The sequence below is a fragment of the Nocardia sp. NPDC024068 genome, from assembly GCF_040638875.1.
Lineage (GTDB): Bacteria > Actinomycetota > Actinomycetes > Mycobacteriales > Mycobacteriaceae > Nocardia.
Map to the genome: position 1 here is coordinate 42,714 of NZ_JBEZYU010000022.1, position 14,463 is coordinate 57,176.

13 protein-coding genes are annotated in these 14,463 nt (G+C 69.6%); 9 read left to right on the plus strand and 4 right to left on the minus strand.

The features are described from left to right. The first annotated feature begins 6 nt into the window (after positions 1–6). The 6 genes from AB0F41_RS18410 (at position 7) to AB0F41_RS18435 (ending at position 8,847) form a co-directional block, all read left to right on the plus strand. Positions 7–1,443, plus strand: a complete 1,437-nt coding sequence (locus tag AB0F41_RS18410) for an amidase (protein WP_357425240.1) — start codon at positions 7–9, stop codon at positions 1,441–1,443. Beyond that, on the plus strand, positions 1,440–1,616 hold the full coding sequence (locus AB0F41_RS18415; RefSeq protein WP_357425242.1) for a hypothetical protein: 177 nt from the start codon (positions 1,440–1,442) through the stop codon (positions 1,614–1,616). The genes AB0F41_RS18410 and AB0F41_RS18415 overlap by 4 nt, the downstream gene beginning before the upstream one ends. Positions 1,617–2,053: 437 nt before the next feature. After that, entirely contained in the window at positions 2,054–7,519 is a 5,466-nt protein-coding gene (locus tag AB0F41_RS18420; protein ID WP_357425244.1) for a carboxyl transferase domain-containing protein, read from the plus strand. A gap of 211 nt (positions 7,520–7,730) precedes the next feature. Further along, the gene (locus AB0F41_RS18425; protein ID WP_357425246.1) at positions 7,731–7,865 is read left to right on the plus strand and encodes a hypothetical protein; all 135 of its coding nucleotides are present in this window, start codon (positions 7,731–7,733) and stop codon (positions 7,863–7,865) included. 87 nt (positions 7,866–7,952) lie between these two features. Then, positions 7,953–8,465 carry an OsmC family protein gene (locus AB0F41_RS18430; RefSeq protein WP_357425248.1) on the plus strand — a complete coding sequence of 171 codons (513 nt, stop codon included), beginning with the start codon at positions 7,953–7,955 and terminating at the stop codon, positions 8,463–8,465. A 94-nt stretch (positions 8,466–8,559) separates the two neighbouring features. Continuing rightward, positions 8,560–8,847, plus strand: a complete 288-nt coding sequence (locus AB0F41_RS18435) for a hypothetical protein (RefSeq protein WP_357425250.1) — start codon at positions 8,560–8,562, stop codon at positions 8,845–8,847. A gap of 13 nt (positions 8,848–8,860) precedes the next feature. Here the strand turns inward: AB0F41_RS18435 and AB0F41_RS18440 are convergent, their stop codons facing one another. Then, positions 8,861–9,802, minus strand: coding sequence for a saccharopine dehydrogenase NADP-binding domain-containing protein (locus AB0F41_RS18440; RefSeq protein WP_357425252.1), 942 nt, complete (start codon positions 9,800–9,802; stop codon positions 8,861–8,863). A 53-nt stretch (positions 9,803–9,855) separates the two neighbouring features. Beyond that, the gene (locus AB0F41_RS18445) at positions 9,856–10,059 is read right to left on the minus strand and encodes a hypothetical protein (protein ID WP_357425254.1); all 204 of its coding nucleotides are present in this window, start codon (positions 10,057–10,059) and stop codon (positions 9,856–9,858) included. 25 nt (positions 10,060–10,084) lie between these two features. Between AB0F41_RS18445 and AB0F41_RS18450 the strand changes: the two genes are divergently transcribed. Beyond that, positions 10,085–10,591, plus strand: coding sequence for a CGNR zinc finger domain-containing protein (locus tag AB0F41_RS18450; RefSeq protein WP_357425256.1), 507 nt, complete (start codon positions 10,085–10,087; stop codon positions 10,589–10,591). Between the two features lie 9 nt (positions 10,592–10,600). Here AB0F41_RS18450 and AB0F41_RS18455 read toward each other — a convergent pair whose 3' ends face one another. Together AB0F41_RS18455 and AB0F41_RS18460 are read right to left on the minus strand one after the other, a co-directional pair. Next, positions 10,601–11,689 (minus strand): methyltransferase, encoded by a 1,089-nt coding sequence (locus AB0F41_RS18455; RefSeq protein WP_357425258.1) that lies wholly within the window; start codon positions 11,687–11,689, stop codon positions 10,601–10,603. Positions 11,690–11,823: 134 nt separating this feature from the next. Next, positions 11,824–12,435 carry a helix-turn-helix domain-containing protein gene (locus AB0F41_RS18460; protein ID WP_357425260.1) on the minus strand — a complete coding sequence of 204 codons (612 nt, stop codon included), beginning with the start codon at positions 12,433–12,435 and terminating at the stop codon, positions 11,824–11,826. Positions 12,436–12,533: 98 nt separating this feature from the next. On the opposite strand from AB0F41_RS18460, the gene AB0F41_RS18465 reads away from it, so the two are divergent. After that, entirely contained in the window at positions 12,534–13,415 is an 882-nt protein-coding gene (locus AB0F41_RS18465) for a metal-dependent hydrolase (protein ID WP_357425262.1), read from the plus strand. Continuing rightward, on the plus strand, positions 13,412–14,443 hold the full coding sequence (locus AB0F41_RS18470; RefSeq protein WP_357425264.1) for a PDR/VanB family oxidoreductase: 1,032 nt from the start codon (positions 13,412–13,414) through the stop codon (positions 14,441–14,443). The genes AB0F41_RS18465 and AB0F41_RS18470 overlap by 4 nt, the downstream gene beginning before the upstream one ends. The last annotated feature ends 20 nt before the right edge of the window (positions 14,444–14,463 follow it).

The following is a 14,463-nucleotide window of genomic DNA, read 5'->3' on the forward strand; positions in this document are numbered from 1 at the left end:
GACATCATGACCACCGCAGCACCCGCCACCACCCTGCCGACCCTCACCTCCGCCGCCCAGGCCCTGCGGCGTGGCGAGATCACCGCCACCGAACTCGTCGAACGAGCCCTCGCCACCGCCGACTCCGCCGACGCCGAGATCGGTGTGTATCTCACCCGATTCGACGACCATGCCCGGGCCGCCGCCGCCCGCGCCGACGAGAAAATCGCGGCGGGCCTGCCGCTGGGACCGCTCGAGGGCATCCCGCTGGGCGTCAAGGATATTCTCGCGCACTCGCGCGGTCCGACGACCGCGCAGAGCCTGGTGCTGGACCCGGCATGGGGCGCCGGGATCGGCGACTGCGCGGTGGTCCGCAGACTGGAACAGGCCGGCGCGATCGTCACCGGCAAGACCACCACGATGGAATTCGCCATCGGCGCGCCCGACCCGGACAAACCGTTCCCGGTGCCGCGCAACGCCTGGGACACCACACGCTGGGCCGGTGGATCCAGTTCGGGTTCGGGCAGCGGCGTCGCCGCCGGGATGTTCTGCGCCGCGATCGGCACCGACACCGCGGGCAGTATCCGCATCCCCGCGGCGTTCAACGGGATCACCGGCCTGAAACCGACCTTCGGCCGGGTGCCGAAATCCGGTGTGGTGCCCCTCGGTTACACGCTGGACCATATCGGCCCGATGGCCCGCAGCGCCGCCGACTGCGCGGTCGTGCTCGCCGCCCTCGCCGGATACGACGCCACCGACCCCTACAGCGCGACGGCGGCGATCGACGACTACCCCGGCGCGCTCACCGGTGACCTGCACGGTGTCACCATCGGCGTGGACGATCTGGACCGGTACGCCGGCGGCGGTATCGACCCGGCCCAACCGGCCCTGTTCACCGCGGCGGTGGACACGCTGCGGGCGGCCGGGGCGACCGTGGTCCCGGTCGAGCTGCCCATGTACCAGGAACTGACCGCGATCGATATCGTCGTCATGCTGGCCGAGGCACACGCCTACCACCGGGAGGACCTGCGCACCCGCTGGACCGACTACGGCCGTCCGACCCGCATCATCCTGGCCGGCGGAGCGGGCGTCGGCGGATCCGATTACGTCCAGGCACAGCGGGTCCGGCGGATCGCACAGCAGCGGATGACCGAACTGCTCGGCACCGTGGACCTGGTCGTCACCCCGACCGGTCATCTCGGCGCACCCGCGCTCGCGGAGATGGACCCGCTCGACCCGCTGGGTGTTCTCCCGTCCCTGCATACGCCGTACTGGAATCCGCTGGGCAATCCGACGCTGGCCGTCCCGATCGGACTGTCCGCCGCGGGCACCCCGCTGTCGATGTCGATCTCCGGCGCCCATTTCGCCGAGGCCGCGGTGCTGCGGGCCGGCGACGCCTTCCAGCGCCGCACCGACCATCACACCCGATACCCGGGCATCGCCCGCACAGGAGGAAACCGATGAGCACCGGCACCCCGCAGAGTTGGACCGACGATCCCGAGGAGGCGGCAGCGGTCGAGGCCATGTACCGGGTGGTGGCGGAGATGGCGCGTTCGCTGCACGCTTTCACCGGTGCGCGCTACGCCGATCCGAGCGGGGGCCACCGGGTGGGTCCGGTCGCACGGATCGAGCGGTGAGCGGTGAGCGGTCACGGAGCGCCGGGGATACGAATCGGTTCCCAGTGTTCGCCGAGCGCATTCAGCACCCGTTCCACGCCGATCTGCCGGCGGGCCCGGCTACCGTCGGCGCGCGGACGCAGCGACGCGTGCGGCGTACCCGGCTCCAGATGGTCACGACGGTAGGGTGAGCTGCACAGTGACCGGGTGATCGCCGCTTTCCCGCGACACCGGGGCGCCCCACGGGAGCAGCGCCGGACCACGGTCGGAGATCTCTCGGCACCCCGTTCACACCGCCGTGATGGGGCCGCTGGAAGCCGGCAACGCATGATACGCGCCAGTAGCACCCGTTCGCCGTGCATTTCTGCGGAGTGAGGGTGCACACTACGCAGAGCGAGAGCCACAACCGGCTCGCCCGTCGACCGGGCCCGCACATAGGAGAGGAAGGAGACGGGCGAGTGTTCAGCCGTATCGCCATCGTGAACCGAGGTGAGGCGGCGATGCGCCTCATCCACGCCGTCCGGGATCTCGCGGCGGAGACCGCACGCCCGATCGAAACCGTCGCGCTGCACACCGATGTCGACCGCAACGCCACGTTCGTGCGTGAGGCCGATATCGCCTACGATCTCGGGCCCGCGTCCGCGCGCCCCTACCTGGACCTGAAAGCGCTGGAGAAGGCGCTGGTCTCGACCGGCGCCGACGCCGCCTGGGTGGGCTGGGGATTCGTCGCGGAGGATCCGGCCTTCGCCGAGCTCTGCCGGGAGATCGGGGTGACCTTCATCGGCCCCGACGCCGATGCGATGCGCAAACTCGGCGACAAGATCGGCGCGAAACTGATCGCCGAGGAAGTCGGCGTACCGGTGGCGCCGTGGAGCCGCGGCGCGGTGGAGACCGTGGACGCGGCGGTCGCGGCCGCCGCCGAGATCGGCTACCCGCTGATGCTGAAGGCGACCGCCGGTGGCGGCGGCCGCGGGATCCGGGTGATCACGAACGAGGCCGAACTCGTCGACGCCTACGAACGCACCAGCCAGGAGGCCGCCCGCGCCTTCGGCAGCGGCATCGTATTCCTGGAGCGGCTGGTCACCGGGGCACGGCATGTCGAGGTACAGGTCATCGCCGACGGCCAGGGCACCGCATGGGCGCTGGGCGTACGCGACTGCTCGGTGCAGCGCCGCAACCAGAAGGTCATCGAGGAATCCGCGTCCCCGGTGCTGGGGCCCGAACAGGCCGATGAGCTCAAGGCGTCCGCCGAGCGTCTGGCGATAGCGGTCGGCTATCGCGGGGCGGCGACGGTGGAATTCCTCTACCACCCCGGCGATCGGCTGTTCGCCTTCCTCGAGGTCAACACCCGCCTGCAGGTCGAGCACCCCATCACGGAATCGACCACCGGGTTCGACCTGGTCCGCGCCCAGCTGCTGGTGGCCTCCGGCGGCCGGCTCGAGGGTGAACCGCCGGCCGAACGCGGGCACGCCATCGAGGCGCGACTCAACGCCGAGGACCCCGATCGCGATTTCGCGCCCGCCCCGGGCCGGATCGCGCTGCTGGATCTGCCGGCCGGGCCGGGTATCCGCGTCGATACCGGCGTCAGCCAGGGTGACACCATCCCCGCAGATTTCGATTCGATGATCGCCAAGATCATCGCCTACGGCCGCGACCGCGACGAGGCGCTGGGCCGGCTCCGTCGCGCCGTCGCGCAGACCCGGGTCATCATCGAGGGCGGGGCCACCAACAAGAGTTTCGTCCTCGATCTGCTGAACCAGCCCGAGGTCATCGATGCCAGCGCCGATACCGGCTGGATCGACCGGGTTCGCGGCGAGGGCCGCCTCGTCTCCCACCAGCACACCGCCATCGCCCTGGCCGCCGCCGCCATCGACGCCTACGAGGAAGAAGAGCACGTCGAACAGCAGCGGCTGCTGTCCACTGCGTCCGGCGGCCGCCCGCAGGTGCAGCACCAGAGCGGCCGGCCGCTCGACCTCAAATTGCGCGGCGCGGGTTACCGGGTGCGGGTCGCCCGGATCGGCGCGCATCGCTTCCGGATCGGAATCGAAGCGGCCGGCGATATCCGCACCGCCGATGTCGATCTGGAACGTTTCGACCGGCACACCGGACAAATCGTGGTCAACGGCATCCGGTACCGCCTGGTCACCGGCACCCACGGACCGATCCACCTCGTCGACGTCGAGGGTGTCACCCACCGGGTCAGCCGGGACGAGGGCGGTGTGGTCCGCTCCCCCGCCCCCGCCCTGGTGGTCGCGACTCCGCTGGAGGTCGGTGCCGAGGTCGAAGCGGGCGCCCCGGTGCTGGTGCTGGAAAGTATGAAGATGGAAACGGTGCTGCGCGCGCCGTTCCGCGCCCGCCTCAAGGAATGCGCCGTAACGGTCGGCACCCAGGTCGAGACCGGTGCGCCCCTGCTGCGGCTGGAACCGCTCGCCGACGGTGACGAGGACGCGGAGACCGCCGCGACCGAAACGGTCGAACTGGATCTGCCCGGCGATCCCGCGCAGGCCCGGCCGCACGAAAAACTGCTGCGCGGCCAGCAGGATCTGAGCAGTCTGCTGATGGGCTTCGACGTCGACCCGCACGACGACCGCCGGGTGGTCGAGGACTATCTCGTCGCGCGCCGCGCGGCCGTCGCGGACAACCGCCGGCCGCTGGCCGAGGAGATCGAACTCGTCCGGGTCTTCGCCGATCTCGCCGAACTGAGCCACAACCGGTCGTGGGAGGAGGACGGCGGGCACGGCCACGTCCACAGCGCCCGTGAGTACTTCCACACCTACCTGCAGAGTCTCGATGTGGAGCGGGCCGGCCTGCCGGAGTCGTACCGGGCCAAGCTCGCGTCGGCACTGCGGCACTACGGCGTCGAGGATCTGGAACGCACCCCAGATCTCGAAGCCGCGGTGTTCCGGATCTTCCTGGCCCAGCAGCGACCGTCCGATACCGTCACGGTCGTCACCACCCTGCTGCGCGAATGGCTGCGCGAGCCGGTCCCGGACCGCGTGCTGCGGGAGCCGGTCGGTCTCACGCTCGAGCGGCTGGTGGCGGCCACCCAGGTGCGCTTCCCGGTAATCGCCGATCTGGCCCGCGGCCTGGTGTACGCCTGGTACGGCCAGCCGCTGCTGCGGCGTAACCGCGCCCGGGTGTACACCAACGTCCGCAAGAACCTCAGCCATCTGGACGCGAATCCCGCGAGCCCCGATCGCGCCGAACGTATCTCCGAGATGGTGCGTAGCACCGAACCCCTGGTGCGCCTGCTCGGCCAGCGGCTGTCGCGCGGCAACGCCGACAACACGGTGATGCTGGAGGTCCTGACCCGGCGCTACTACGGCAACAAGGGCCTGTCCGACGTCCGTACCCAGGAAGTCGACGGCGCCTCCTTCGTCGTCGCCGAACGCCGCGGACTGAGCCTGGTATCGGCCGCGGTGAAATTCGATGCCCTGGGCACCGCGCTGCGCGGGCTCGCCGAACTGGCGACGGGCACCGCGACCATCGAAGCCGATATCTATCTCGGCTGGGAGAAGCAGCCGGAGGATTTCGACGCGATGGCGGCGGCGCTGCAGGATGTCCTCGCCGCGCATCCGCTGCCCAACCAGGTCCATCGCATCACCGCGACCGTCGCGGGCAGCGGCAGTGCCGTGATGCACCACCACTTCACCTTCCGGCCCACCGCCACCGGCATGGTCGAGGAACGGCTGATCCGCGGTCTGCATCCCTATATCGCGCAGCGGATGCAGATGAAGCGGCTGCACAAATTCGACCTCACCCGGTTGCCCTCCTCGGACGACGACGAGGTCTACCTGTTCCGGTGTGTGGCCAAGGAGAACAAGTCCGACGAGCGCCTCATCGCCTTCGCGCAGGTCCGCGATCTGACCGCGTTGCGTGAGCACGACGGGCGGCTGGTCGCGCTGCCCACCGCCGAGAGCACCATCGCCACCTGCCTGGACTCCATCCGCCGGGCGCAGGCGGGCCGGCCGTCGGCCAAGCGTTTCCAGACCAACCGCATCGTGATGTACATCTGGCCGCCGATCGATATCACCCGGGCCGAACTCGAGGCCATCGTCGAACGCGTCCGGCCGACGACGGCGGGATCGGGACTGGAGGAGATCCTGCTCATCGCGCGCCAGCGCGACGAGAGGTCCGGCGAGTTGATGAAGCTCGCACTGCGGATCACCTTCGACGCCACCGGCGGCACCGAGGTGACCGTCGGGGACCGCACCGACGATCCGGTCGAACCCCTCGACGAATACCGCCAGAAGGTGCTGCGTGCCGGGAGCCGCAATACGGTCTACCCCTACGAACTGACCGGGCAGCTCGGCGATTTCACCGAACACGACCTGGACGCAGACCATGCGCTGGTCCCGGTCGACCGGCCCAGGGGCCGCAATACCGCGGCGATGGTCGCCGGCGTGGTCAGCACCCCGACCGAACGGCATCCCGAGGGCGTCACCCGGGTGGTGCTGCTCGGTGATCCGACGAAATCGCTGGGCGCCCTGTCGGAACCGGAATGCCGGCGCGTCATCGCGGCACTGGATCTCGCCGAGAAGCTGCAGGTGCCGCTGGAGTGGTACGCGCTGTCCTCCGGCGCCCGGATCTCGATGTCGTCCGGCACCGAGAACATGGACTGGGTGGCGGCCGCGCTCAAGCGCATCGTCGAATTCACCCAGGACGGCGGCGAGATCAATATCGTGGTCGCGGGTATCAATGTCGGGGCGCAGCCGTACTGGAACGCCGAGGCGACCATGCTCATGCACACCAAGGGCATCCTGGTGATGACCCCGGATTCGGCCATGGTGCTCACCGGTAAGCAGGCCCTGGACTTCTCCGGCGGCGTCTCGGCCGAAGACAACTTCGGTATCGGCGGCTACGACCGGGTGATGGGACCCAACGGGCAGGCGCAGTACTGGGCGCCGAACCTGCACGCGGCCCGGGCCGTGCTGATGTCGCACTACGACCACACCTACGTGGTCCCCGGCGAGAAGGCACCGCGCCGGGCGCGGACCACCGATCCGGTGGATCGCGATATCTCCGATTTCCCGCATGTCATGGCGGACAGCGGTTTCACCACGGTCGGCGAGATCTTCTCGGCCACCGCCAACCCCGACCGCAAGAAGCCGTTCGATATCCGCACGGTCATGCGTGCGGTCGCCGACCAGGACCACGAGGTGCTGGAACGGTGGGCGGGAATGGCCGATGCCGAGACCTCGGTGGTCCAGGACGTGCATCTCGGTGGTATCCCGGTATGCCTGCTGGGGATCGAGTCACGCGGTGTGCCGCGGCGCGGTTTCCCGGCCACCGACGGTCCGGACACCTACACCGCGGGCACCCTGTTCCCGCGGTCGTCGAAGAAGGCCGCGCGGGCGATCAACGCGGCCAGCGGTAACCGGCCGCTGGTGGTGCTGGCGAATCTGTCCGGCTTCGACGGGTCGCCGGAGTCGATGCGCAAATTGCAGCTGGAGTACGGCGCCGAGATCGGCCGGGCGATCGTGAACTTCGAGGGCCCCATCGTGTTCACCGTGATCTCGCGGTACCACGGTGGCGCGTTCGTGGTGTTCTCGAAGACGCTGAACCCGAATATGACCGTGCTCGCGCTGGAGGGCTCGTTCGCCTCGGTGCTCGGCGGCGCACCCGCCGCCGCGGTGGTGTTCGCCGGTGAGGTCGACAAACGCACCGCGACCGATTCGCGGGTCCGGGATCTGGAGGCCCGGGCCGCGAACGCGTCCGGCACCGATCGTGCGACCCTCACCGCGGAACTCGACGAACTCCGGTCGTCGGTCCGTACCGAGAAATTGGGCGAGGTCGCCGCGGAATTCGATCGCGTGCACGATATCCACCGTGCGGTCGAAGTCGGTTCGGTCGACGCCGTGATCCGCGCCGCCGAACTGCGGCCGCGCATCATCGAGGCCATCGAGGCCAACCTGGCGAAATGACGCCCGAGGCGGCCTCGCGAAACAGCACCGAGGCCGCCTCTCCGAGTAGGTCCCCACGGGCGGGGCAGCGGTGATCACCGCTGCCCCGCTCGTTTGTTTTTCTTGTGCCACATGGCCGTCCGGCCGGATTGTTTCCGGTTCCGGATGATTATCCGCGTGAGATCGGGTACCCCGCCCTCGTCAGGCAGTCACACTTCTCTGGAGGTGCACCATGCCCGCGCTCACCGCGATGTTCGACCACGCTCCGCGAACCCGCCCCACCGATCCGCCCGGTTCCGGGCGCCTGCTGATCGGCTTCTGGGTGGTTTCCATCGCCGTGGTCAGCCTGCTGCTGGCCCTGCTCTGAAGATTTCGCGGCACCGGGACCCGGGCAATTCGCTTCCCTGTGAGCGCAATCCTCGCTGCCCGGGTGTCCCGGGCCTACTGTCACGCCATGACCACCGGCACCACATCGCTCAACGAGATCACCGAAGCCACCGCGAAAGCGGTACGCGAGAACCCCGCCGGCGCCGCCGTGGTATTCCGGGCCGCCGGGACCCCGCACGGTACGGTCGGCAGCACTGTCACCGCCGGTCTGCACCGTCTCGCGGTGGACGAACCACCCGCCCTGGGCGGCGAGGACACCGCACCGAACCCGGTCGAGGTCTATCTCGGCGCCTTGATCTCCTGCCAGATCGTCACGTACCGGTTCTGGGCGCAACGGCTGGGCATCACGGTCGACGAGCTGTCCATCGAGGCCGAGGGCGACCTCGATGTCCGGGGCTTCTTCGGTCTCGACGAGCAGGTCCGCGCCGGATTCCAGGCGGTTCGGGTCCGGGTCCGGATCAGCGGGCCGGCAACCCCGCAGCGGTACGCGGAGCTGCAGGCGGCGGTCGACGCGCACTGCCCCGTCCTGGACCTGACCACCGGAGCGACACCCGTGCACACCACACTCGAAACCGCGTGAACCGGGGCCGCCCCACCGATATCCGGCCGGCGTCGGACATTTCGGCCCGGCCGACCGGGACGAGCCCGGCCCTGGATCCACATACACTGCTCTTATGTTGGATCCATTGAGCCTCGCCGTCGGTGCCGGCCTGGTCGGCGTCGGCTGGGCCTGTGGACGATTCGGCCGGCGTGTGCCCCGGACAAAGAAACTCATCGCCCGGTGCGGGTGCGGGCACGACCTGGCGTTGCACGACCGGGAGACCGGGACCTGTCACGCCGAGTCCTCCCGGCGAGGTACGCACGGGCTGCGGGAATGGATCGGCTGCCAGTGCCGCCGCTATACCGGCCCGACCCCGCTGGAGGATGTGTTCGCCCCGCCGATCCTGCCACCCGAGTCCTGATCGGATCCGGACACTACCCGGGCGCGGAACCGCTGCGCGTTCCGGTCTCGATCCCCGAATCGCCGGGTAGGTCGGAGAGCGTGACCACCTCGTGCAGATGATGCACCCCGGGCTCCAGGCCCGCCGCGGCCCGCACGGCCGCGGCGGCGAGCAGCGCGGTCGCCCGCGACTGGCCCCGGCCACGCGCCCAGACCTCGGGCCCGGACACCGTGCGGGCCAGTACGATCCATTCGTCGCTTCCGGGCAGCGGCAGCCCGCGCGGCATCCGCGACGCACCCGGGATCCACGTCGCCAGGGCCAGCGCGGCGGTCGCCGCCCGCGAATCGAGCGCGAAATAGGTATGGACCTCCACACCCAGATCGCGCGTCAGGATGTGCTGATCGGCGAAATCGGTCCGGAACATCCGGCGGCATCGCCCGCCGGGCAATTCGAAGGTCCGCGGCCGGGTGAAGTTCCGCACGGTCTCGTCCCCGGCGCGGAAACGCCGGCCGAGCAACCCGTAGGTCCACTCCGTGGCGGCCGCGCCGTGATGCTCCCCCGCACCCAGCAGTACCGCGATATCGATCGGACCCGCCGACTGCTCGTGCACCGCCGCGGCGAGCAGGGTGGTGAGCCCGGGGGCCAGTCCCACGCTCAGGAGTACCGGCGCCGCGGGTGCCGAAGCCTCCAGCTGTGCGGTGTATTCGGTGGACGCGGTGATATCCACGAACGCGCACCCGCGCTCGGCGGCCGCGAGCGCCGGGGCCGGGTCCTCGGTACCGGACGCGTTGACGACGATATCGGTGTCCTGCAGTGCGGCCCGATACGAATCCAGTCGCGGCTCATGGAGGTCGACGACCACGTCCGCGCGTTCCGGGTCGCGTCCGGCAACCCGCACCGCCATCCCGTCGTGCCGGAGCACACCGACCAGATGCTGTCCCACTGCCCCGTATCCGCCGAGTACGAGCACTCTCATCGGACCCTCCCTCTCGATGCACCGACCGTACCGGTGTGCCATCGGACCGTCCATCACCCGACTGTCCGGCCGGGCGGTCCTGATGCGCGGTGCCCGATTCGACGAGCGGCCAGATCGCTGGGTCCCGGGGATGCGGTGACCCTGTCGTCCTCGGTTACCAGCCATTGCCCGCAGACGCACCGCCAGTAGCGGACCGCGCCGTGTGCGGACACCAGGCCGGGCGCGGGCCAGGAACAGGACAGGCAGACGATGGTCATACCCCGAGTCTGGTGTAATGGTTCTATGCATTTCAACCCTTACGGCGGCGCGGCGGCCGAGCTGGCCGCCCGGTTGGTGAATGCGCCGCCGGACCACGACCCCGCTACCCTGCTGACTGACGCCGGGTACAAGCCGGTCGGCACCGTGACCGCCCGGCAGGCCGCCGAACTGCGGCGCTGGGCCGCCCGCCTCGACGAGGTTTTCACCACTCCCGGAGTGGATCCGATCAACGCGCTCCTGGCCGAAACCACCAGCCGCCCGTATATCTCGACCCACGACGGCCGGGAACCGCACCTGCACTACGCCGCCGAGAGCGCGCCGATCGACGAGCGGGTCAAGGCCTACACCGCCGCCGGGCTGGCCGAGCTGTACTGCGAAGCACCCCACCGGATCGGACGATGCCACCGCGAGCAATGCCCGCGGGTCTTCGTGGACACCTCTCGCAACGGGCGGCGGCGCTTCTGCTCCGACCGCTGCGCCAACCGGGTGAACGTGGCCCGCCATCGCGCCAGATCCGCGCGTCCGGCCTGATCCGGTCTGTCACGGCGCCGGGACGGCCTCCAGGATGTTCTCCGGCGAGACCGTGGGAGTGCAGGAGACGAGAGTGAAACCCGCGTCGGCGAGCAGCGCGCGGTACTCCGATTCGGTCCGCTCCCGGCCACCGGTGTGGACCAGCATCTCGAGATCGATGTAGTTACCGGGATGCGGGCGAATGTGCCCGGGCAGCACCAATTCGATCAGCAGCAGGCGGGCCTCCGGGGACATGGCCGCACGGACGGTCCGCAGAATATGCACGGCCCGCTCGGCGGGCCAATCGTGCAGTATGTGTTTGAGCAGGTAGGCGTCGGCGCCCACGGGGGCACTGTCGAAGAACGAACCCGCGACCACCGTGCACCGCCCACCGGGTCGCGCCTCGGGCATCCATTCCGGCGCGTCGGCGACGACCTCCGGGAGGTCGAACAGGACACCCCGGCAGTCGGGTGCGCGCCGCAGGATCGCGGACAGCAGCGCACCCCGGCCGCCGCCGATATCGACGATGGTGCCGTAGCGGGTGAAGTCGTGGGCGGCCAGCAGCGGTTCCTGCCCGAGACCGTCGATGCTGACCATGGCGCGCTCGAACAGTTCACCGAGGGCGCGGTCGCCGCGGATCCGGGCGAAGAAGGTGTCGGCATGCACCGTCGGCCTGCCGGTGCGGACGGCGTCCACGAGGTGGGTCCAGCGGTCCCGATGCTCGGCGGACCCGTAGAACAGCACCGCGTCGCGCAGCGAAACCGGCGCGTCCGCCCGCAGCGCCTGCGCCAACGGAGTGAGCGCGTAGCGGCCGTCGCGCCGGCGCGCGAAGATCCCGTGCCCGGCCAGCAGCCGCAGCAGCCGGTGCAGGGCGTCCTCGTCGGCTCCGACGGCCCGGGCCAGATCCGCCCCGTCGCGGGGCCCGTCGGCGAGCGCACCCGCGATATCCAGGACCGCCGCCGCGTGGATCGCCTGGGACAGCCAGCCCGCGGCCACCATCTCCAGGAGCGCGAAATGGCCGGGCACCAGACGACGATGCAGCGACGGCAGGACATCGCGAATCCGCTCCACCGTGCGGATCACGGCCCGCGGCGGTGATTTTCGTGGATCGGAGAGCATCACGAACTCCCTCTCGTGGACCGGTGTCCCCGCAGAGACTACGGCCGCGCACGGACGCCTCCGCAGAACCACATGCCGTGTCGGTCGGTCGGCTGCGGCGAGCCCTGTACCGTCGCCGCACCACTCGACGCGCGTCAGCCCAATACCAGCGGCACGATACGGGTCCGCGCGAAGGCCGCCAGTTGTGTTTCGGAGTCCAGATCGAGGGTGCCGGCGGGCTGCAGGATCAGGGAGTGCACCAGCCGCGCGGCGATCTCCACCCGGGTGGTCAGGTCGGCGATCTCCGGCAGCCGCCGCTGCCGCAGCGCCGTGTCCAGCAGCGCGGTGGTCGTGGTGATCGCCATGGTGAAGAAGGCCCCGCCCTCGGTGGTGATCTGTGGCAGCAACCGGCCAGGCTCGAGGGTCATCACCCGGTTGACCAGCCGATGGGTCCGCCAGCGAGTGATGACGGTGACGAACAGATCGGCGACCACGGCGCCGAGATCCTCGTGCCGGGCGGGGATGCTCTGCAGTTCGGCCAGCAGGTCTCCCACCTCACGCGCGGTGACCGCGCGGACGAGATCGTCGCGGGATCCGATCCGCCGGTAGATGGTGGCGCGGTCGACCGAGGCCCGCCGGGCGATATCGCCGATCGTCGTCTTCTTCACGCCGATTTCCTCGAACTGCGTACGGGCCGCGTCGAGGATGCGGGTATCGATTCCGTCGGCGATCGGGCGGTCTTTCGAGGTGGAGGCGGGTGCGGACACGGCACCACGCTAGCAGCGATCGGGCCTTCTGCAACAAATTGGAAGAAATCGTTGCGACAACATTGCTATGCAATCTGTTGCATTGTACGGTTCTCGGTATGTCTGATGACAGTGCAGCGCCGCGCCCCTACCGGGACGAAGCCCACGCCATCCACGCCCGCGATGTGCATTTCGACTTCTCGACCGTCCCTATGCATTACATCCCCGGGGAAGTGCTCGCCACCCATGTCACGAATGTGATGCATCTGGTACTACCCGAGGGCGAACGCGCCATGGCGACCTGCCTCGCCGAAGCCCTGCCGTTCATCGAGGACGAACGGCTCCGGGAAGAGGTCACCGGCTTCATCGGACAGGAATCCATGCACGCCGGCAGTCATGAGGGCGCCCGTGACCACCTGCAGTCGATCGGCCTGGATGTGCAGTCCTACGTCGACAAGGTCGCCTGGCTCGTCGACCGCGTCCTCGGTGATCACGGACTGACCGGCCGGGCCGAAGAGGAGTGGCTCAAGGAGCGCCTCGGGCTCTTCGCGGGAATGGAACACTTCACCGCCGTGATCGGCGAATGGCTGCTCGAATCGGAGGTGCTCGCGGAACTCGGGATGCACCCGACGATGCTGGACCTGGTGCGCTGGCACGGCGCCGAGGAGGTCGAACACCGCAGTGTGGTCTTCGACGCCTATATGCACGTCGACGGCGGCTACGCCCGCCGGATGCGTACCGGTCTGCTGGCCAGCGGACTGCTGCTGCCGCTGTTCGTGTTCTCGACCGCGTACATGTACCGCAAGGACCCGAGCCCGGCCAAGGGCCGGTTCTGGGGCAAGCAGTTCGTCAGCGCGACGCTGCGGGGCGTCATCCCCAGCTTCACCACGTTCTTCACCGAGATGCCGCGGTATCTACGGCCCGGTTTCCACCCCTCCCAGCTGGGGCCGATGGACAACGCTCTGCGCTATCTCGCGCACTCCCCCGCGACCCGCGCATGACCACCCGCGATCCCGCCGCGACCCCGGGCCTGCGGCTGCTCGGTCTCGCCATGGACGCCTACAAGATGGTGTTCACCAATCCGGCCCTGTCGCCACCGCGTCCGGTCCGGCGCAGCGGTTTCGACTTCGAGGCCCGGATCGAGTCGGTACGCGAGGAAGCCCGGGACGTCGTCTCGATCACCCTGGTTCGCCCGGACGGCGGGCAACTTCCGTCCTGGAGACCCGGTTCCCATCTGGATGTATTCCTGCCCTCCGGACGGCAACGGCAGTACTCCCTGTGCGGTGACCCCCGGGAGCGCTTCCGGTACCGGATCGCGGTGCGCCGGATCGCGGACGGCGCCGGTGGTTCGCTGGAGGTCCACGGGTTGCGGCCCGGCGCGGCCCTGCGCGTGCGGGGTCCGCGCAACGCGTTCACCTACGTCGATTCCGCCCCGTCGTACCTGTTCGTCGCGGCCGGAATCGGGATCACCCCGATCCTTCCGATGGTGCGCGCGGCGGGCGACCGTGGGCGTCTGGTGTACCTGGGCCGATCCCGGGAGACCATGCCGTTTCTCGGCGAACTCCCCGGGGACGCCGAGATCCGGCCCGACGACGAGGCCGGAACCCCGGATATTCCGGCGATACTCGCCACCGCGACACCCGGGGCGGCCGTCTACGTCTGCGGACCGCCACCTGTACTCGAGGCGGCCCAGCGTGCCCTGTTCGCACTGAACCCGACCGGATCGCTGCACACCGAACGCTTCTCGGCCCCGCCCGTGCGCGACGGCCGCGAATTCCATATCACGCTGGCGAGATCCGGCCGCCAAGTGCGGGTGGGCGCCACCGAGACCACGCTGCAGGCCGTCCGGCGGGAACTCCCCGACGCGGTCTTCTCCTGCCGCCAGGGATTCTGCGGCACCTGCAAGACCCGGGTCCTGTCCGGGGATATCGATCACCGCGACCGCACCCTCACCGCCGGTGAACGTCGCGACCACATGCTCACCTGCGTATCCCGCGCCGCGGGCGAATCGCTGGTTCTCGATCTCTGAAGCGAAAGGCAATCCGCCTC